Raw genomic sequence first — 19,445 nt, 5'->3', positions numbered from 1 at the left:
TGAAGGATCGGAAGTGATGAAACTCGGCCGTTTGAACCATGTCGGCGTCGCCACGCCGTCGATCGAGGCGGCGATCGCCTATTGGCGCGACGTGATGGGTGCCGTGAAGATTCACGAGCCGTTCGACATGCCGAGCCAGGGCGTGAAGGTGTGCTTCGTCGACACGCCGGGCGAGAACGGCACCGCCGGCACCCAGATCGAGCTGATCGAGCCGCTGGGCACGGACAGCCCGATCCACGGCTTCCTCGCCAAGAACCCGGCCGGCGGCCAGCACCATATGTGCTACGAGGTGCCGGACATCCACGCCGCGCGCGCGGAATTTCTGGCGATGGGCAAGAAGGTGCTGGGCGAACCCCGCATCGGCGCGCACGGCACGCTCATCTTCTTCGTCCACCCCAGGGACATGGGCGGGGTGCTGACCGAGATCATGGAAACGCCGAAGGGCGACGGCACGCATTGAGATGAATATATCCGCTTATCCTGAGAAAAGGCTGAGCGGTTCGGGGAGCAGCACATGACCTACGCCACCATCCGCTACGACCTGGCCGACAAGGTCGCGACGATCACCCTCGACCGGCCCGACCGGCTGAACGCGATCTCGCTCAAGCTGTTCGAGGAGGTATCGGACGCGCTGGACAAGGCGCTGGCCGAAGGCGCGCGCGCCATCCTGCTGACCGGCGAGGGCCGGGCCTTCTGCTCGGGCGCGGACCTGCAGGATGCGGGCGGCCTGCCGGAGGACCCGGGCGAGCTGCTCGACAGCCATTATAATCCGCTGGCGGAAAAGTTCGCGAGCCTGCCGATCCCGGTGGTGACGGCGGTCAACGGCCTCGCCGCCGGTGCCGGCTGCTCGGTGGCCTTGTGGGGCGATTATGTGCTGGCGGCGCGATCGGCCTATTTCCTGCTGGCCTTCGTCAATATCGGCCTCGTCCCCGATGCCGGCGCGACCTGGCTGGTGGCCCGCGCCGTCGGCCGCGCCCGCGCGCTGGAGATGATGCTGCTGGGCGAGCGCGTGCCCGCCGAGAAGGCCGAGGCCTGGGGCCTGATCAACCGCGCGGTGGACGACGAGGCGCTGCTGGGCGAGGCCCGCGCCGTCGCCACCCGCCTCGCCAAGGGGCCGACCAAGGCGATCAGCCTGATCCGCAACAGCGTGCGCCGCGCGCTGGGCGAGGACCTGACCGACGTGCTGGCCCGCGAACGGGCGGACCAGAAGACGGCCGGCCAGTCCGCCGATTTCAAGGAGGGCGTCGCCGCCTTCCTCGAAAAGCGCCCGGCCCGATACGAAGGCAAGTGAGATGACCGACAGCAAGCCGACCCTGGCCGACTGGCAGGCCGCCGCCGCCAAGGAAGTGAAGGGCAAGGACCTCATCTGGGCGACGCCCGAGGGGATCGACGTCAAGCCGCTCTACACGGCCGAGGACGTGGCCGGGATCGACCCCGGCCTGCCCGGCTTCGCGCCCTTCACCCGCGGCGTGCGCGCATCCATGTATGCCGGCCGGCCGTGGACGATCCGCCAATATGCGGGCTTTTCCACCGCCGAGGAATCCAACGCCTTCTACCACCGCAACCTGAAGGCCGGGCAGAAGGGCCTGTCCGTCGCCTTCGATCTTGCCACCCACCGCGGCTATGACAGCGATCATCCGCGCGTGACGGGCGATGTCGGCAAGGCGGGCGTCGCGATCGATTCGGTCGAGGACATGAAGATCCTGTTCGACGGCATTCCGCTCGATCAGATGTCCGTTTCGATGACGATGAACGGCGCGGTGATCCCGATCCTCGCCTTCTTCATCGTCGCGGGCGAGGAGCAGGGCGTGCCGCAGGCCCAGCTCGACGGGACCATCCAGAACGACATCCTCAAGGAGTTCATGGTCCGCAACACCTATATCTACCCGCCCGAGCCATCGATGCGGATCATCTCGGACATCTTCGCCTATACGTCGGCGAACATGCCCAAGTTCAACAGCATATCCATCTCCGGCTACCATATGCAGGAAGCCGGGGCGACGCAGGTGCAGGAGCTGGCCTTCACCATCGCCGACGGCATGGAATATGTGAAATATGGCGTGGCCTCCGGCCTCGACATCGACAAGTTCGCCGGCCGCCTCAGCTTCTTCTTCGCGATCGGCATGAACTTCTTCATGGAGATCGCCAAGCTGCGCGCCGCGCGCGTGCTGTGGCACCGGGTGATGACGAAGCTGGGCGCGAAGGACGAACGGTCCAAGATGCTGCGCACCCATTGCCAGACGTCGGGCGTCTCGCTGACCGAGCAGGACCCCTATAACAACGTGATGCGCACGACGATCGAGGCGATGGCGGCGATGCTGGGCGGCACCCAGTCGCTCCACACCAACGCGCTCGACGAGGCGATCGCGCTGCCCACCGATTTCTCCGCCCGGATCGCCCGCAACACCCAGATCGTGATCCAGGAAGAGACGGGGATGACCAAGGTGGTCGATCCGCTCGGCGGCTCTTATTATGTCGAGGCGCTGACCCAGGAGCTGGTCGACCGCGCGTGGGAGATCATCGAGCGCGTCGATGCCGAGGGCGGCATGGCCAAGGCGGTCGCCGCCGGCTGGCCCAAGGCGATGATCGAGGAAGCCGCCGCCGCCAAGGCCGCGCGGATCGACCGCAAGGAAGAGATCATCGTCGGCGTCAACAAATACCGGCTGGCCGACGAGGAGCCGATCGACATCCTCGAGGTGGACAATCACGCGGTGCGCGAGGCGCAGATCGCCCGCATCAACCGCGTGAAGGCCGCCCGCGACGAAGCCGCCGCCCAGGCCGCGCTGGATGCGCTGCGCAAGGGCGCCGCGGCCAAGGAGAATCTGCTGGCGCTGGCGGTGGAGGCCGCGCGCAAGCGGGCGACGCTGGGCGAGATTTCCGCCGCGATGGAGGATGTGTTCGGCCGCTACGGCACCAGCCCGACACCGGTGAAGGGCGTCTATGGCGGGGCCTATGGCGACGATGCGCGCTGGGCGCAGCTGGTGGACGGCGTGGCCGCCGTCGGCCGCCGCAAGGGGCGCCGCCCGCGCATGCTGGTCGCCAAGATGGGCCAGGACGGGCATGATCGCGGCGCCAACCTCGTCTCCTCGGCCTTCGGCGACCTCGGTTTCGAGGTGGTCGCGGGGCCGCTGTTCCAGACGCCCCAGGAAGCCGCCGACCTCGCCATCAAGTCCGACGTGGACGTGGTGGGCGCCTCCAGCCTCGCGGCCGGGCACAAGACGCTGATCCCCGAGCTGATCGGCCTCCTCAGGCAGGCAGGCCGGTCGGACATCAAGGTCGTCGCCGGCGGCGTCATCCCGGTGCAGGACTATCAGTTCCTCCGCGACGCGGGCGTGCAGGGCATTTTCGGCCCCGGCACCAACCTGGTCGACGCGGCGGGCGAGGTGCTGCGCCTGCTGGGCCACAACATCCCGCCCGAGGGCATAGAGGAAGCCGCCGAATGACCGCGCACCGGCCCGAGACGCTGGCGATCCACGCCGGAACCGCGCCCGATCCCACCACCAAGGCGCGGATCACGCCGATCTACCAGACCAGTTCCTACGTATTCGACGATGTCGATCACGCAGCAGGGCTGTTCAACCTGGAGGTCGCCGGCAACATCTATACCCGGCTGATGAACCCCACCAACGGCGCGCTGGAAGGCAAGATCGCCGCGCTGGAGGGGGGCGCCGCCGCGCTCGCCACCGCATCGGGCCATGCCGCGCAGTTCCTGGCCTTCCACACGCTGATGGAACCGGGCTGCCATATCGTCGCGGCCAAGCGGCTCTATGGCGGCTCGCTCAACCAGATCGGCCACAGCTTCCGCAAGATGGACTGGCATGCGAGCTTCGTCGATGCCGACGATCCCGCCAATGTCGCCGCCGCCATCACGCCGCAGACGCGCGCGGTGTTCATCGAGAGCCTCGCCAATCCCGGCGGCGTGGTGCAGGATATCGCCGCCATCGCCGATGTGGCCCATGCCGCGGGCGTGCCGCTGATCGTCGACAACACCATGGCGACGCCGCTGCTCTGCCGCCCGATCGATCATGGCGCCGACATCGTCGTCCATTCGGTAACGAAATTCCTGAACGGCCACGGCAATTCGCTGGGCGGCGTGATCGTCGACGCCGGCCGGTTCGACTGGGCGGCATCCGGCAACTATCCCTATCTCAGCCAGCCCAACCCGTCCTATCACGGCAAGGTCTTCACCGAGGCGTTCGGCAACGTCGCCTTCATCCTGGCGTGCCGGGCGCTGGGCCTGCGCGATCTCGGCCCCGCCATGGCGCCGATGAACGCCTTCCTGACGCTGACCGGCATGGAGACGCTGGCGCTGCGCATGGAGCGCCACTGCGCCAACGCGCTGGCGCTCGCCACCTGGCTGAAGGCGCACCCCAAGGTGGACTGGGTGTCCTATGCGGGCCTCGCCGACGATCCCTATCACCCGCTGGCCCAGCGCTATCTGGGCGGCAAGGGCGGCGCGGTGTTCACCTTTGGCCTCAAGGGCGGCTATGAGGCGGGCGTCAAGCTCGTCTCGGCGGTGAAGCTGTTCAGCCATCTGGCGAACATCGGCGATACGCGTTCGCTCATCATCCACCCCAGCTCCACCACCCACCGGCAACTGGCGGTGGCGGACCAGGAGCAGGCGGGTGCGGGGCCGAACGTGGTGCGCGTCTCCGTCGGGATCGAGCATATCGACGACATCATCGCCGACATGGCGCAGGCGTTGGAGGCCGCATGACCGATTACCGTACCGACTGGACGCGCGAGGAAATCGCCGACCTGTTCGACCTTCCCTTCATGGACCTCGTGTTCCGCGCCGCCGAGGTGCATCGCGCCCACCACGACGCCAATGCCGTCCAGCTTTCGACGCTCCTGTCGATCAAGACCGGCGGCTGCGTGGAGGATTGCGGCTATTGCAGCCAGTCCGTCCATCATGAGACGGGCCTGAAGGCAAGCAAGCTGATGGACCCGCGCGCCGTGCTGCAGGCGGCCGCGCAGGCCAAGGATCACGGTTCCTCCCGCTTCTGCATGGGCGCCGCCTGGCGCGAGCCCAAGGACCGCGACATGCCCGCCATCATCGAGATGGTGAAGGGCGTCCGCGCGATGGGCATGGAAACCTGCATGACGCTGGGCATGCTGACCGAGAAGCAGGCCCGCCAGCTCGCCGAGGCCGGCCTCGATTATTACAACCACAATATCGATACCTCGCCGGAAAATTACGCGAACGTCATCTCGACGCGCAGCTTCCAGGATCGCATCGACACGCTCGATCATGTCCGGTCGGCCGGCATCAACGTCTGCTGCGGCGGCATCGTCGGCATGGGCGAGAAGCGCGAGGACCGGGTGGGCTTCCTCCACGCGCTGGCGACGATGGAACATCCCGAAAGCGTGCCGATCAACGCGCTCGTGCCGGTGAAGGGAACGGTGCTGGGCGACATGCTGGCCGATACCCCGCTGGCGAAGATCGACGAGATCGAGTTCGTCCGCACCGTCGCCGTCGCCCGCATCGCCATGCCGCGATCGATGGTGCGGCTGTCCGCCGGCCGCGAGAGCATGTCGGAAAGCACGCAGGCGCTCTGCTTCCTCGCCGGCGCCAATTCGATCTTCACCGGCGACAAGCTGCTGACCGCGCCCAATGCCGGCGACGACAGCGACGCGGCCCTGTTCGCCAGGCTGGGCATCCGCGCCATGGATGCCGAGGCGCCGCGCGTGGCGGTCGCCGCCGAATGATCGCGGCGGCCTTTCTGCTGCTGGCGGCACAGGCCACGGCTTCGCCATCCCCGGCGAAGCCCGCGCCCGCGCCGTCGCCGGTGGAAAAGCTGAAGACGATCGACAGCGCCATGGCGATCGAGACCTTCAAGGCGACCTGCTGGGCGGGTTTCCGCGACCCGGAGATATTCCACGCCGCCATCGCCATGGCGCCGGTGCCGCTGGCCCTCCAGCCGCGCGGCCCCGGCCAGCCGGGCGAAAGCTACAAGGCGGATGAGGCGCTGCTGACCTATCTGGCCGACGACCGGCTGCCCGCCAACATCCCGGCGCGCCAGTGCACCTTGCGCGTGCGGCTTTCGGGCGCCGCCGATCAGCTGGCGCTCGCCGCCCGCATCCAGCAGGCGCTGGCGCTCGGCCCCGGCCGGACGCGGACCAGCCCGGCCTCCTCGCAGACCGAATGGAACGTGGCGGGCGCCGGCGCCCGCACCACGCGCCTGTTCGCATCCACCCGCGCCGCGCCCGGCGGCACCACGGAGCTGCGGCTGGCCGCCCTGCTCCTCGCGCAGAAATAGACGGAGAGACGACGACCCCATGTTCAAGAAGATCCTGATCGCCAATCGCGGTGAAATCGCCTGCCGCGTGATCCGCACCGCCCGCGCGATGGGCATCAAGACGGTGGCCGTCTATTCCGACGCGGATGCCCGCGCCAAGCATGTCGAGCTGGCCGACGAGGCCGTCCGCCTCGGCCCGCCGCCGGCATCGGAAAGCTATCTGCTGGCCGACGCGATCATCGCCGCCTGCAAGCAGACCGGCGCCGAGGCGGTGCATCCGGGCTATGGCTTCCTGTCCGAACGCACCAGCTTCGCCGAGGCGCTGGAAGCGGCCGGCATCGCCTTCATCGGCCCGCCGCCGAACGCGATCGCCGCGATGGGCGACAAGATCGAATCGAAGAAGCTGGCCAAGCAGGCCGGCGTCAACGTCGTGCCCGGCTTCGTGGGCGAGATCACCTCCACCGACCATGCCGTCGAGATCGCGAACGGCATCGGCTATCCGGTGATGATGAAGGCGTCCGCCGGCGGCGGCGGCAAGGGCATGCGCCTCGCTTTCTCCGAAAAGGACGTGCGCGAGAATTTCGAAAGCGTGAAGCGCGAGGGCCTCGCCAGCTTCGGCGACGACCGCGTGTTCATCGAGAAGTTCATCGAAAGCCCGCGCCACATCGAGATCCAGGTGCTCGGCGACAAGCATGGCAACATCGTCTATCTGGGCGAGCGCGAATGTTCCGTCCAGCGCCGCCACCAGAAGGTGGTGGAGGAAGCGCCCTCCCCCTTCGTGACGCCGGAGATGCGCAAGGCGATGGGCGAGCAGGCCGTGGCCCTTGCCCGCGCCGTCGGCTATCATTCGGCCGGCACGGTGGAGCTGATCGTTTCCGGCGCCGACACCACCGGCCAGGGATTCTACTTCCTGGAGATGAACACCCGCCTGCAGGTGGAACATCCCGTCACCGAATATGTGACCGGGCTGGACCTGGTCGAGCAGATGATCCGCGTCGCTTATGGCGAGAAGCTGGCCTTCACCCAGGACGACGTGAAGCTCACCGGCTGGGCGATCGAGAACCGCGTCTATGCCGAGGATCCCTATCGCGGCTTCCTGCCGTCCACCGGCCGCCTCGTCCGCTATCGCCCGCCGGCGGCGTCGGAGAATGTGCGCATCGACGACGGCGTGACCGAAGGCGCCGAGATATCGATGTTCTACGATCCGATGATCGCCAAGCTGATCACCTATGGCGACACGCGCGAGGCGGCGATCGACCGGCAGATCGACGCGCTCGACCGGTTCGAGATCGACGGCATCGGCCATAATGTCGATTTCCTGTCGGCGCTGATGCAGCATCCGCGCTTCCGCGAAGGGCGGCTGACCACGGGCTTCATCGCCGAGGAATATCCCGAAGGCTTCACCGGCGCGCCGACGGGCGAGGGGCTGACCGCGCGGCTCGCCGCCGTGGCGGCGCTGATCGCCACCGAGGATGCCACCCGCGCGCACGCGATCGACGGCCAGCTCAACGGGCGGACGCCCGCCCCCACCCGCTGGGTGGTGAAGCTGGACGGCGCCGAGCATCAGGCGGAAGTGGCCGGCGACGCGGTGACGGTGGACGGCACGGCCGTGGTGGTCGACGCCCCCTATATTCCCGGCCAGCGGCTGGTGGAGGCGATCGTCGACGGCGAGGAGCTGGCCATCCGGGTGGAACGCCGCCGCACCGGCGCCTGGCGCTTCACCACGCGCGGCGCCAGCCATGCGCTGTCGGTGCTGCCGCCGCGCATCGCCGATCTTTCGCACCATATGATCGAGAAGGTGCCGCCGGATCTTTCCCGCTTCCTGCTCTGCCCGATGCCGGGCCTGATCACCGCCATCCATGTGAAGGCGGGCGATCGTGTCGAGGCCGGCCAGCCGCTCGCGGTGGTGGAGGCGATGAAGATGGAGAATATCCTGCGCGCCGAAAAGGCGGCCACGGTGGCACGCGTCGCCGCCGCGCCGGGCGAGAGCCTGGCGGTTGACGCGGTGATCCTCGAGTTCGAATAAGCCGCCCGGCCGCCCGCCCCCGATGGCCCGGGGCGGGCGGGAGGGATGAAAGGATTTCGATGCTGTCGCGCTTGTTCGCGCCGCTGGCCCCGGTCTGGTCGCCGCTGGGGCGGCTCGGCTGGCTGCGCGCCTGCCTGGGCGCGCTGATCGGCATCCTCGTCACCGGCACGGTCTGCCGGCTGTGGCTGGGGGCGGATTCGGCGCTGCCGATCCTGATCGCGCCGATGGGCGCATCGGCCGTATTGCTGTTCGCGGTGCCGGCCAGCCCGCTCGCCCAGCCATGGTCGGTGATCGGCGGCAACGTCATCTCCGCGATCATGGGCGTGGCGGCGGCCAGGCTTCTGCACGATCCGGTGCCGGCGGCGGGCCTGGGCGTGGCCGCCGCAATCGGGGCGATGAGCCTCGCCCGCTGCCTCCACCCGCCCGGCGGCGCGGTGGCGTTGACGGCGGTGATCGGCGGCCCGGCCATCTGGGCGGCCGGATGGTCGTTCGCGCTGGTGCCGGTGGGCCTCAATTCCGCGATCCTGCTGGCGATCGCCTGGGCCTTCAACAACGCCACCCGCCACCGCTACCCCCATCGCGTGGCGCCGCCTTCGCGCAATACCCACGGCACCGCCGATCCGCCGCCGCAGGAGCGCGTGGGCTATACCGCCGCCGATATCGATGTCGTGCTCGCCCGCTATGACGAGCTGCTGGACGTGAGCCGCGACGATCTCGACGCGCTGTTCCGCCAGGTCGAGGCGCAGGCGCACCGCCGGCTCCATGGCGAGATCGTCTGCGGGCGCATCATGTCCCGAGACGTGGTGCAGGCGCGGCCCGGCGAAGGCGTGGGCCAGGCGCGCGACCGGCTGCTGGAACGGCGGCTGGCGACAATGCCGGTGGTGGACGAGGACGGCCGCGTGACCGGCATCGTCGGCCATGCCGAGCTGCTCGCGGGCGCGGGCCGCACGGTAAGCGAGGTGATGGCGCGTGACCTGTGCCTCGTCGCCCCCGAAACCCCGATCGACGAGTTGCTGCCCGCGCTTTCCGGCGGGCTCCACCACATGGCGATCGTCGCCGACGGCGACGGCCGCCTGATCGGCCTCATCAGCCAGACCGACCTGCTCGCCGCCCTGTGGCGCGGCCATGTCGCGGAGCGGGTGGCCGGCGCGCTGGGCTGAAAAGGGCGCGCGCGCGCGTCGCTACGGCTTCGCCGTCAGGTCCAGGCGCCACGTCTCGCCCTGGACCGGCTCGCCGAACGCATGGTGGACCTCCGTTGCGATCCGCTCGAAGCCGTGGCGCGCATAGATGCGGCGCGCGGCATCGAGCACGGTGTGCGTCCAGAGCATGATTTCCGCATAGCCATTTTCCCGCGCGAAGCCGATGCACTGGCGCACCAGCGCGTCGCCGATGCCGCGCCGGCGGGCGAACGGCTCGACATGAAGCAGGCGGAGGCGCGCCGTGCCATTATCTTCGTCCGTCAGGAACACCGCGCCCGCCGTCACGCCTTCGATCTCGGCGATCCAGCACTGCTCGCGCCCCGGCTTGAAATTGCGGAGGAAGGCGGCGACCGTTTCCGCCTCCACCAGCTCGAGCCCGTGGCCCCAGCTATGGCTGGCGGCGTAGAGGATCGACTGGCGCGCGGCGATATGGCTGACATCGCCGGTCCGGAACGTCCGGATGCGGAAATCGGCGCCGGCATCGGGATCGAGCAGCAGCCGCGCCTTGGCGAGCGCCTGGACCAGATCGTCCCGCTCGACGGGATCGAGCCGGGCGAGATCCGCCGCGACCGCCGATCGCTGCCTTTCGTCCAGCATCTCGAACGCCGCGCGCCCCGATGATGTGAGGCGGATCGGCCGGGCGCGGGCATCGCCTTCCACCCGATCGCGCCTGATCCAGCCCCGATCCTCGAACCGGGCGACCATGCGGCTGAGATAGCCGCGATCGAGGTCCAGCGCGTCCTGCAGCCCGCTCGCCATCACCGGCTCGCGCATCGCGATCTCGAACAGCAATCGCGCTTCCGGCAAATTGACGTCCATATCGAGGAAGCGCGCGTCGATCGCGCCGACATGGCGGGTGAAGAAGCGGTTGAAGCCGCGGATCGTCTGGATGGCCTGTTCCATAGTTGACAGGGACAACATATAATGTTGCCTTAGTCAACTATATGCGGCGGGCACCCGGTCAGTGCATCGCCACCGGCGCCACCATGCCGTCACGCGAGGGCGCCCGGCCCCGCGTGCCGCTGGCGGCGAAGAGCAGGATGCCGGCATAGGCGATGGCGGGCAGCAGGAAGGTGGCGCCGATATTGCCAGTGGCGTCGGCGACATGGCCCGACATCCACGGCAGCAGCGCGCCGCCGACGATCGCCATGCACAGCAGGCCCGACACCGAGGCGTGCGACGCCTTCGACCGTTCGAAGGTGATGGTGAAGATCGTCGGGAACATGATCGAGTTGAACAGGCCGACGCCGAGCGCGGCATAAGCGGCGGCCGGGCCGCTGAGCAGGAAGGCGGCGGCGGTGAGGCCGGTCGCGGCCAGCGCGGCGATGGTGAGCAGGTAGCTCGCGCGGATGCGGGTGAGCAAGGCGCTGCCGATGAAGCGGCCGGCCAGCGCCCCGCCCCAATAGAACCAGGTGAGATAGAATTCGCCCGCCTCGCGCAGCGAGACGCCGAGCACGTCGGGCCGGTTGAGGAAGTTGATCATGACGCTGCCGATCGTCACTTCCGCGCCGACATAGAGGAAGATGGCGAGCGCGCCGAACAGCGCCCAGCCCGAACGCAGCGCCTGCAACGGCGATCCGCTTTCGACGGCGCTGTCGGTGGCGGTATCCTCGATCCGGCGGCGGAAGGCGAAGATCAGCACCGCCAGCGCCGCGATCGCCACCGCGATCAGCACGAAGGCATGGTCCACCACGCCCAGCGCGGTCGCGCGCGAAACGCCTTCGGCGACATGGCCGCCGGGCGCGAACACATCCTCGCTCAGCATGATGCGCGATCCGATGGCGGTGCCCAGCACCACGCCCAGCGAATTGAACGCCTGCGCGAAGGTGAGGCGGAAATGGCTGGTTTCGGCGGCCCCCATCGACGCCACCAGCGGGTTGGCCGCCACCTGCAGCGCGGTGATGCCGCTGGCCATCACGAACAGGGCGACCAGCACCATGGCATAGGTTTCGAAGCGGGAGGCCACCAGCACCAGCAGGCAGGCGCCCACCATCACCAGCAGCGCGGCGATGATGGTGCGGGCGTGGCCCAGCCGGGCGAGCAGGCCGGCGGCCGGCAGCGACATCACGAAATAGGCAAGGAAGAAGGCGAACTGGGTGAGCATGCCTTCGGCGACGTTGAGCGTGTAGATGCCGCGCAGCGCCGCGATCAGCGGATCGTTGTTCGAGGTGATGAAGCCCCACATGAAATAGAGGCACGTCACCACCACGAAGGCGGCCCGCGTGCCGCCATTTGCCTTGCCGGTCATCCTTCTTCCTCTCCGTCGGCCCGCTTGTTCGATCGGGGCCCGCCGCGTTAGATCACGCTTTGACCAACGTTATCAATCCCGATTTTTCGCGAAAATCGATCGAATCCGGGGAAGACGGAAAGAGGGGGCGACGGGCACCCCCGCAGCGCGTTCAGCGCGGCGCGGGGCCGGTCGACTGGCGCGGGATCAGCGTGAAGGGGTGATCCACCACGTCGGGATAGGGGTTCTTCTCCAGCATCGCCAGCAGCGTATCCGTGGCCGATCGGGCCATGTCGAACACCGGCTGGTGGATGGTGGTGATGCGCGGCCAGACGATGTTGGCGATGGCGCTGTCGTCGAAGCCGGCGATCGAAAGCTCGCCCGGCACGTCGATGCCCAGATCATGCGCGGCCATGATCGCGCCGGCGGCCATGTCGTCATTCTGCGCGAAGATCGCGGTCGGCCGGTCCTTGCGCGCCAGCAGGCGGCGGGCCGCCTCGAACCCGCTTTCGAAGGTGAACATGCCCTGATCGATATCGTCGAGCCTGGGCGGCAGGTGCGCCGATGCCAGCGCGAGCGAGAAGCCCAGCAGCCGCGCCTCGCTGGACGGGTGGCTGGGATCGCCCTTGATAACCCCGATCCGCCGGTGGCCGAGCGATATCAGATATTCGGTCATCGCCCGCGCGGCGGCGACGTCGTCGGTGATGTTGCGCGGCTGGATCTCGGGCGATCTGGTGGGCGCGATCCGCACGAAGGGAAAGCGCGCCGCGCTCAGATGCTCGAGGATCGCGGGATGGTCCGATGCCGGCGGGGTCAGGATGATGCCGTCGAGCGCGGCGGAGCGGACGAAGGACAGGATATTGTCCGCCACCTGCGCCACCTGCTCCACCGGCAGCACGATGAGGCGATAACGCTCGCCGCGCAGCCGGTCGACAGCGCCGCGCTGCAGCTCCACCACATAATTGGGGCTGGGATTTTCGTAGAACAGGCCGAGCAGGTATGACCGCCGCCCCACCAGCCCCTGCGCCACCACGTTCGGCTGGTAATTCAGCGCGGTGGCGGCCTTGACCACGCGGTCGCGCGTGTGCGGGCGAACGTTCGGCGCGTCATTGAAGACACGCGAAACGGTCTTGATCGAAACTTCCGCCTCACGGGCGACATCGACGATTGTTGCGCGACGACCGGCATCCATGCGGCCCCCGCTAGCATGACCGGAGGAACATGGGTAGTAGATGATAACGTTGGTCATCCGCGGAAGGTTGCGGGCCGCCGATCACGCGCCCTCGGGCCGCCGGCCGGCTTGTCCCGCCCGCCCCCGGATATGGCCGCAGGGGACAAGAAGCATCCGGGGGCGGCGGCATCCCGGAACCGTGGGGGACGGTATGGCGATGGAGGGGCTCCGCAAGGGCCGGATCGGGATGGCGGCCGCACCGGCAATCGCCGGCGCGAAGCCGCTGGATTCGCGGCAATGCCTCCCCGCCTTGGCCGGCTGCTTGTCCCGCGCGGGGCGGGCGGCGGCAGGCCCTATGTCCCGTCCCCGCGCAAAGCCATCGCCCGCCGGCGCCGGGGCCTTGCGGCGCCCGGCCCGGCAGGGGCCTCCGCGCCGCGCCGCCATTTCATGACAACGCTGGAATATCCGATTGAACCATGCCGGGCGGCGATGGATCGCCCGGCAACCGACAGGGGGGGAATAGCAGCCACATGCACACGGCCATGAGCACGACCGAAATCTTCCTGATCGCAATGCTGATCATCTTCACTGTGCCCTATCTGGTCTGGCGGATCGGCCGGACCGATCATTATGCGCCGCTCGTCGTGGTGCAGATCATCGGCGGCATCCTGCTGGGGCCGGGCATATTGGGCGCGGCCTTCCCCGAATATTACCGCTTCGTCTTCAATCCCCAGGTGGTGACGGCGCTGAACGGCATCGCCTGGTGGGCGGTGATGATGTTCGTCTGGGTGGCGGGCATCGAGCTGGACCTGCGCGAAACCTGGCGGCGGCGGCGCGAAACCGGGGTCACGGCCGGTCTCGCCCTTGCCGTGCCGTTGCTGTTCGGCAGCCTGGCGGCGATGCTGATGCTGCGCTTCGATGGCTGGGCCGGGCCAAACGGCCAGCCCTGGCAGGTGATCCTGGGCACCGGCATGGCCTGCGCGGTCACGGCGCTGCCCATCCTCGTCCTGCTGATGGAGAAGCTGGACATCCTGCGCCAGCCGATCGGCCAGCGGATCCTGCGCTATGCCAGCATGGACGATGTGGCGATCTGGGGCGTGCTCGCCTGCATCCTGCTCGACTGGGACCGGATGGGCCGCCAGCTCGGCTTCCTCGCGGGCTTCGCGATCGCCGCCTTCGCCATCCGCAGGATCATGACGCGCATCCCCGCGTCGGACCGCTGGTATGTCGGGCTGATCTGGCTCGCCGCCTGCGGCTTCGCGGCGGACTGGGCGGGCCTGCACTTCATGGTGGGCGCCTTCCTTTCGGGCGCGGTGATCGATGCCGACTGGTTCGACCAGAAGCAGATGGACGAGTTCCGCGGCAACATCCTGCTCGCGGTGATGCCGGTCTTCTTCCTCAGCACGGGCCTGCGCACCAACTGGGACGTGGGCGGGCTGGCCGTGTTCGGCGCCGCCGCGCTGCTGCTGGTGGCGGCGGTTGCCGGCAAGCTCGCCGGCATCCACCTCGCCGGCCGCCTGCTCGGCTGGGAGAAGGGGGAGGCATCGATCGTCGGCTGGCTGCTGCAGACCAAGGCGCTGATCATGATCATCTTCGCCAACATCCTGCTCGACAAGCAGATCATCACCAACGAGACCTTCACCGCCCTGCTGCTGATGGCGGTGGGCAGCACGATGCTGACCATCCCGGTGGTGAAGCCCCGGCTGGCGCGGCTGGCGCACCTCCGCGACAAGAAGGGCTGACGGACAGGCGCCGCTCCGCCGGGGGGAGCGGCGTCGCCATCTCAAGCTGGCAGGGGAAGGCGGGAAGGGCCGGCTGCTCCTTCAGCGGAGCCGCCTGCCCTGTTCCTCATTTCGAATGGTGCGGTCGAGAAGACTCGAACTTCCACGGCCTTTCGGCCACAACGACCTCAACGTTGCGCGTCTACCAGTTCCGCCACGACCGCACATCGAGAAGGGCCCCGAGAGCGGGGCGCTGGCAGGCGCGTGCCTCTAGCAAAGCAATACGGGGGTGGCAACGGGCGAAATCGCTTTTCTGCACGGAATCTGCCGCGCCTCAATTCTTGAGCCAGAGGGGCAGCCCGGCGACCACCAGCGCAACCCTGTCGGCGGCGGCGGCAACCGCCTGGTTGAGCCAGCCCGCCCGATCGCGGAACGCCCGGCCCAGCGGGGTTTCCGGAACGATGCCGAAGCCCACCTCATTGCTCACCAGCACCAGCCGGGCGGCCGGGCAGGCCCCGATCGCCGCCACCAGCGCGTGCGCCTCGGCATCCAGGTCGGCGCCGGCCAGCATGCGGTTGGAAAGCCAGAGCGTCAGGCAATCGACCAGCATCGTCGCGCCGGGATCGACCCCCGCGATCGCCGCCGCCAGATCGTGCGGCGCCTCCCGCGTCGTCCAGCGCGCCCCCCGATCGGCCTGGTGGCGGGCGATGCGATCGGCCATCTCGCCATCCAGCGCCTCGGCGGTGGCGACATAGACGAGCGGTCCCGATTCGGCCTCCGCCAGCGCCTGGGCAAAGCGGCTCTTGCCCGATCGCGCGCCCCCGATCACCAGCGTCGAAACCCGCATGCCACGCCCCTTTTCCCGTCCTTCCGGCAAGGCCGCCATGCCCCGCGCACGCGCGCCGCGCAACATCGCTCCGCCGGGGTTGCAGAAGCCGAAAGCCTCGTCTATCAGGCGCCCTCCCGCGCCGTGGCGCAGGGTTCCCGGCACGCCAACCACGTGCACAAATGACGGGAAAACGCGCCATCGCGATGGTGTGGACAGGTGGCCGAGTGGTTAAAGGCAGCAGACTGTAAATCTGCCCGCGTGAGCGTACGCTGGTTCGAATCCAGCCCTGTCCACCACCAACTTATCCGGCAACGTCCGCCGAAGCTCCTAGAAATCCCGGAAAATAGCGCATTATCTCGCTATCGTCCCCCTGCGTCCGTTGCCGTTTGCCTGCAACCGGAGGCTGGTGTGGGAGAAGTGTGGGAGTAAATCGGCTTATTCACATGCGCTGTCCGGCTCCATGCGGGAGAGGGAAATTTGAAGTGCGCGCTTATACGTCGTGACCGACGTAGCTGCTGATGGAGCGGCTAGGGGCGTCTAGGATCGCGCGGCCTTTGCGATCCGTTCCAGCGATTGAGCCAGTTAAACCGATCAGGATCCTTGTGGAGCAGAAACTCACGAATGCGCTGCTGCTCCTGGTCAGGGGATCGAGCAAGCAACATGCACAAATCCTGGTCAATCGCTTTGGGCGGTGCCCCCAGGCTTTCAGCCTTTGCATACCACTCATGCCCGGTGACGAGATCGCCAAGTTCGAAATGCACCGCACCTAGCAGCGTGCAAGGCCGGTAGTCTTTCGGGGTTAATTCATGGGCTTCGCAGCCCAACGACTTTGCTTCGTCAAGGCGTCGCAGATCGCGTAATGCGCCGCCGCGCGTCGTTAGCAATGCCGACCGTAGCTTGGGGACTCGCCCGACCTTTGCCAATGCCGCTTCCGTCACGCCCAACGCGCGCTCCGGCTCATCAGCCTTCCGCCAATGTGCGCTCGCGTTCACGGCATTCCAAGCGTCCCCGCCGTTTTCCCATGCTTTGGTCAAGGCGGCGGCTTCCAATGCGTGCCAAGCCTTGTGCAGTTCGTCTGTCCAACAGTCAGCCTCAGTCCTTAACCACAAGACGTCGGCTTCTTTGAGGCGCTGTCCATTGTCGATTCGTTTGAGGAGCGCCATCACGCGCCCGTAGTGCTCGTTTTCGATATACCCCACGTCGAAGCGGTGTCGTAGTTTCTTGGCCTCCTGCTTTCGACGAAGCACAGGATCGTTCGCCATGGCCGCAAAGGTCGCTTTTGCTGTCGCTGCTCGCGTTACAGCAAGTTCTGCCAGCTCGGCGACCTTCTCCGCAGCCTTGACTGAAGCCTTTTCAAGACGTTCTGCCTGCTCCTCTTCGGCCGCTCTCTGAAAAGTCTCCCAATTGCTCTGTCCGCCGACCAAGGCATCAAGAGCATGGAAGCCATTTGATGCGAGGAAAGGCCGCGACCACTGCGTGAGTTGCTCTCCCGCATCGACCTTCAAGAGGATGCCGTTCAAACGGGCGCCTAGTTGAATCGCACCGGGCAAATCGTCAAGGAAGTAGCGTTTAGCCAAGGCGGCTCGTGGATCGTGTGTCATCGGGTCAGTTTTTTGGAGGCTAGAAATCCTAGAGTATTTCCTCGCACGAATTTCCTGATGTGATCTTAACGCTTGCCATCCTCTGCGCGTATCCGTTGGCGATCATTTCCACCTGACTAGGCGGCAGGGTTTCAAAATGTGGGGGAGAGTGTGGGGGACGGTTCCGAACCCTTTTGCAAAGATTATGAATTTCAACTTGTTAGATGATGGGTTCTATTCAAGCCCTGCCACCACCCCCACTCTCTTCCAAGCGCCGATAATCGCAGAAGCCTGGCGTTTCCCCGGCTTTCGTGACGATACGCGGCCGCAGCCGTCCGGCCGAACTGGCGCCTATCTCAACGCGTTGGGTCCATGCTCTATTGGGCCTGTTCGAACGGCTATCGAGATTCGGATGCGCCCATGCGGTCGGTGACAAAGGGCCTTCCGCGCCTAACCCAAAAAGGATGGCGTCACGCCGCCATGCCCCATGGAGATGGGGCGGCATCTCTGGTGGAACTCACACGCAATCGCTTGCGCGATAGCTGCCATTTCCAAGCGCGCGCTTGGTGCGCGGGCCGGCAGGTTGCCTGCCGGCCCGGCTCGGTCAGCGCCTGGGGGCGCGGGGGCTGGTGGGCGCGAAGGTGTCGCCGAAAAAGTCCTTCGCGTACCAGAGCGGTTGCGTGTCGGCATCGGCCATGGCGCGCATGATGCGGTAATTGGCCTCGGCGAAGCGGGCGCCGGCATTCCAGTCGATCTTCTGGTTCATGTCGTCGCCGGGGTGGTGGTAATTGCCGCCGAGGAAGGCGCCCCACGCCTTTTCGCCGCCATTGGCGAAACCGGTCGCCAGGAACACGGCCGGCACGCCCTGCTTCACGAACATATAATGGTCGGAACGGACGAAGATGCTTTCCTGGGGCATGGGATCGGGCGAAAGCCTGATGCCCATCGGCGCCACCGCGCCGGCCACGATCGGCCCCAGCGACGAATGATCCGCGCCGAAGGCGGTGACGTCGGTAAAGGGATAGAGCAGCAGCGGCATATCCAGATCGACATTGCCGACGATCGAGCGGATCGGCACGCTGGGATGACGCGCATAATAATCGGCGCCGATCAGGCCCTTTTCCTCGCCGGTGGAGGCGAGGAAGATGATCGAGCGGCGCGGCTTCACCGGTGATGCGGCCGCCGCGCGGGCCACTTCCAGCATCGTGGCGATGCCGGCGGCATTATCCAGTGCGCCATTGTTGATGCGATCGGTATCGGCCGTGTCGCCCGGCTTGGCTGGGCTGATGCCGATATGGTCGAGATGGGCGGACAGCACCACATATTCGTCCGCCAGCTTCGGATCGGATCCGCGCAGCATGGCGACGACATTGGGGCTGGTGACCCGCCTGGTGGTGCTCTCATTCCGGATGCGGATGCTGGATTTGAGCGCGAAGCCCTTCGGCCGGCCGCCTTCCTTGTCGGCTTCCGCACGGATGGCGGCCAATGTCCTGGGCGCGCCGGCAAACACGGCTTCGGCCGCCGGATCGTTCAGGCTGGCGCTGGCGCGGATGGCGGGCGCATCGTCGAAAGGCTGGCCTTCGGGGCTGACCCAAGTGAAATCCGGCTCGTCGGCGAAATGCACCATCTGCGCCCACGGCCGGGTCTTCATCGACAGCAGCGTGCCGACGGAAACCATGCCGATGGCGCCATGGGCCTGGGCGGCCTGGCGCTTGGCGGCGCTGACATGCGCCCCTTCTTCGCTGGGCAGGCCCTTGGGATAGCCCCGCAACGCGACGACGATCTTGCCGCGCACGTCCAGTCCCGCATAATCGTTGATGCCGAGCTTCCTGTCCTCGATCCCATAGCCGACGAAGACCAGCGGCGCGGAGATATCCAGATGGCTCTCGCTGGCGCTGAGGCCGATCAGGACATCGCTGCCATGCGTCCAGTCCTTTCGGCCGGCCGGGCCGGTGACGGTGAGCGTGCCGGGCGTATCGGTGCGATCGGTCTGCTGCAGGGTGATGCGCTGATACCAGGTGCCGTTGTCCCCGGCCGGCTTCAGGCCGAATTCCTCGAACCGGCTGGCGACGTAGCGGGCGGCGATTTCATGGCCGCGGCTGCCGGTATCGCGGCCTTCCAGCAGATCATCCGACAGGAAGCGCACGATCGAGCGAATGCCTTCGGGGGTAAAGGCGGGATCGGCGGCCTGGGGCTGGGCAGAAAGCGGGGAGGCGAGAATGGCGAGCGGCAGCGCGGCCGCGAGAACGGAACGAAGTTTCAAGAGCGGGTTCCCAGAGACAATGGATGGCGGGACCCTATCAAAGGCGGCAAGCCTGTCCAGCGCCGCAACCGCCGGACCTGGCTTGCCGCGGCATCCGGCGCGGGCCAGGTGTCCCACCCGGCGTCAATGAGTCCCGGCCCCCTTCCAGCGCCGGGAGGCCAGCGGGACGCGCGCGAGGACAGGCCGGCCC

Annotated in this window: 15 protein-coding genes and 2 tRNA genes; 10 read left to right on the top strand and 7 right to left on the bottom strand. The window is 67.4% G+C overall.

Annotated features, from left to right (window positions below; all coding sequences use genetic code 11):
• Positions 1–16 precede the first annotated feature (16 nt).
• Genes mce through G432_RS11070 form a run of 8 tightly spaced genes read left to right on the top strand, consistent with a single transcriptional unit; the run spans position 17 to position 9,425 of the window.
• Positions 17–460 carry a methylmalonyl-CoA epimerase gene (gene mce, locus G432_RS11105; protein ID WP_015458917.1) on the top strand — a complete coding sequence of 148 codons (444 nt, stop codon included), beginning with the start codon at positions 17–19 and terminating at the stop codon, positions 458–460.
• Between the two features lie 54 nt (positions 461–514).
• On the top strand, positions 515–1,291 hold the full coding sequence (locus G432_RS11100; protein ID WP_015458916.1) for an enoyl-CoA hydratase-related protein: 777 nt from the start codon (positions 515–517) through the stop codon (positions 1,289–1,291).
• 1 nt (position 1,292) lies between these two features.
• A complete protein-coding gene (scpA, locus tag G432_RS11095; protein WP_015458915.1) occupies positions 1,293–3,443 on the top strand; it encodes a methylmalonyl-CoA mutase in 2,151 nt (716 codons plus the stop codon).
• Entirely contained in the window at positions 3,440–4,717 is a 1,278-nt protein-coding gene (locus tag G432_RS11090) for an O-acetylhomoserine aminocarboxypropyltransferase (RefSeq protein ID WP_015458914.1), read from the top strand. Before scpA ends, G432_RS11090 begins: the two co-directional genes overlap by 4 nt.
• Positions 4,714–5,709, top strand: a complete 996-nt coding sequence (gene bioB / locus G432_RS11085) for a biotin synthase BioB (protein ID WP_015458913.1) — start codon at positions 4,714–4,716, stop codon at positions 5,707–5,709. The genes G432_RS11090 and bioB overlap by 4 nt, the downstream gene beginning before the upstream one ends.
• Positions 5,706–6,260 (top strand): hypothetical protein, encoded by a 555-nt coding sequence (locus tag G432_RS11080; RefSeq protein WP_015458912.1) that lies wholly within the window; start codon positions 5,706–5,708, stop codon positions 6,258–6,260. The genes bioB and G432_RS11080 overlap by 4 nt, the downstream gene beginning before the upstream one ends.
• Positions 6,261–6,279: 19 nt before the next feature.
• Entirely contained in the window at positions 6,280–8,265 is a 1,986-nt protein-coding gene (locus G432_RS11075; RefSeq protein WP_015458911.1) for an acetyl-CoA carboxylase biotin carboxylase subunit, read from the top strand.
• 59 nt (positions 8,266–8,324) lie between these two features.
• Positions 8,325–9,425, top strand: a complete 1,101-nt coding sequence (locus tag G432_RS11070) for an HPP family protein (protein WP_015458910.1) — start codon at positions 8,325–8,327, stop codon at positions 9,423–9,425.
• 21 nt (positions 9,426–9,446) lie between these two features.
• Here the strand turns inward: G432_RS11070 and G432_RS11065 are convergent, their stop codons facing one another.
• The 3 genes from G432_RS11065 to G432_RS11055 form a co-directional block, all read right to left on the bottom strand.
• Positions 9,447–10,367: a bifunctional helix-turn-helix transcriptional regulator/GNAT family N-acetyltransferase gene (locus G432_RS11065; RefSeq protein ID WP_015458909.1), complete on the bottom strand. Its 921-nt coding sequence runs from the start codon at positions 10,365–10,367 to the stop codon at positions 9,447–9,449.
• Positions 10,368–10,425: 58 nt separating this feature from the next.
• Complete coding sequence (locus tag G432_RS11060; protein WP_015458908.1) at positions 10,426–11,712, bottom strand: MFS transporter; 1,287 nt, start codon at positions 11,710–11,712, stop codon at positions 10,426–10,428.
• Positions 11,713–11,863: 151 nt separating this feature from the next.
• Entirely contained in the window at positions 11,864–12,883 is a 1,020-nt protein-coding gene (locus G432_RS11055; RefSeq protein WP_015458907.1) for a LacI family DNA-binding transcriptional regulator, read from the bottom strand.
• 521 nt (positions 12,884–13,404) lie between these two features.
• On the opposite strand from G432_RS11055, the gene G432_RS11050 reads away from it, so the two are divergent.
• Complete coding sequence (locus G432_RS11050; protein WP_202192007.1) at positions 13,405–14,604, top strand: cation:proton antiporter; 1,200 nt, start codon at positions 13,405–13,407, stop codon at positions 14,602–14,604.
• 116 nt (positions 14,605–14,720) lie between these two features.
• Here the strand turns inward: G432_RS11050 and G432_RS11045 are convergent.
• Together G432_RS11045 and cobU are read right to left on the bottom strand one after the other, a co-directional pair.
• A tRNA-Leu gene (locus G432_RS11045) sits at positions 14,721–14,807 on the bottom strand.
• Between the two features lie 110 nt (positions 14,808–14,917).
• Positions 14,918–15,430 (bottom strand): bifunctional adenosylcobinamide kinase/adenosylcobinamide-phosphate guanylyltransferase, encoded by a 513-nt coding sequence (gene cobU / locus G432_RS11040; protein ID WP_015458905.1) that lies wholly within the window; start codon positions 15,428–15,430, stop codon positions 14,918–14,920.
• 192 nt (positions 15,431–15,622) lie between these two features.
• Here cobU and G432_RS11035 point away from each other — a divergent pair.
• Positions 15,623–15,708: transfer RNA gene (locus G432_RS11035), tRNA-Tyr, on the top strand.
• A gap of 231 nt (positions 15,709–15,939) precedes the next feature.
• Here the strand turns inward: G432_RS11035 and G432_RS11030 are convergent.
• Together G432_RS11030 and G432_RS11025 are read right to left on the bottom strand one after the other, a co-directional pair.
• A complete protein-coding gene (locus tag G432_RS11030; protein WP_144062032.1) occupies positions 15,940–16,989 on the bottom strand; it encodes a hypothetical protein in 1,050 nt (349 codons plus the stop codon).
• 607 nt (positions 16,990–17,596) lie between these two features.
• Positions 17,597–19,255: a M28 family metallopeptidase gene (locus tag G432_RS11025; protein WP_015458903.1), complete on the bottom strand. Its 1,659-nt coding sequence runs from the start codon at positions 19,253–19,255 to the stop codon at positions 17,597–17,599.
• Positions 19,256–19,445 lie beyond the last annotated feature (190 nt).

The sequence above is a fragment of the Sphingomonas sp. MM-1 genome, from assembly GCF_000347675.2.
GTDB lineage: Bacteria > Pseudomonadota > Alphaproteobacteria > Sphingomonadales > Sphingomonadaceae > Sphingomonas_E > Sphingomonas_E fennica.
Note: the sequence above shows the minus strand (reverse complement) of the source record. Positions and strands in the feature narration are given on the sequence as shown.

Bases quoted from the DNA above. Each gene is read 5' to 3' on its own strand.
- mce (WP_015458917.1), top strand. From the start codon at position 17: ATGAAACTCGGCCGTTTGAACCATGTCGGCGTCGCCACGCCGTCGATC.
- G432_RS11100 (WP_015458916.1), top strand. From the start codon at position 515: ATGACCTACGCCACCATCCGCTACGACCTGGCCGACAAGGTCGCGACG.
- scpA (WP_015458915.1), top strand. From the start codon at position 1,293: ATGACCGACAGCAAGCCGACCCTGGCCGACTGGCAGGCCGCCGCCGCC.
- G432_RS11090 (WP_015458914.1), top strand. From the start codon at position 3,440: ATGACCGCGCACCGGCCCGAGACGCTGGCGATCCACGCCGGAACCGCG.
- bioB (WP_015458913.1), top strand. From the start codon at position 4,714: ATGACCGATTACCGTACCGACTGGACGCGCGAGGAAATCGCCGACCTG.
- G432_RS11080 (WP_015458912.1), top strand. From the start codon at position 5,706: ATGATCGCGGCGGCCTTTCTGCTGCTGGCGGCACAGGCCACGGCTTCG.
- G432_RS11075 (WP_015458911.1), top strand. From the start codon at position 6,280: ATGTTCAAGAAGATCCTGATCGCCAATCGCGGTGAAATCGCCTGCCGC.
- G432_RS11070 (WP_015458910.1), top strand. From the start codon at position 8,325: ATGCTGTCGCGCTTGTTCGCGCCGCTGGCCCCGGTCTGGTCGCCGCTG.
- G432_RS11065 (WP_015458909.1), bottom strand. From the start codon at position 10,367: ATGGAACAGGCCATCCAGACGATCCGCGGCTTCAACCGCTTCTTCACC.
- G432_RS11060 (WP_015458908.1), bottom strand. From the start codon at position 11,712: ATGACCGGCAAGGCAAATGGCGGCACGCGGGCCGCCTTCGTGGTGGTG.
- G432_RS11055 (WP_015458907.1), bottom strand. From the start codon at position 12,883: ATGGATGCCGGTCGTCGCGCAACAATCGTCGATGTCGCCCGTGAGGCG.
- G432_RS11050 (WP_202192007.1), top strand. From the start codon at position 13,405: ATGAGCACGACCGAAATCTTCCTGATCGCAATGCTGATCATCTTCACT.
- cobU (WP_015458905.1), bottom strand. From the start codon at position 15,430: ATGCGGGTTTCGACGCTGGTGATCGGGGGCGCGCGATCGGGCAAGAGC.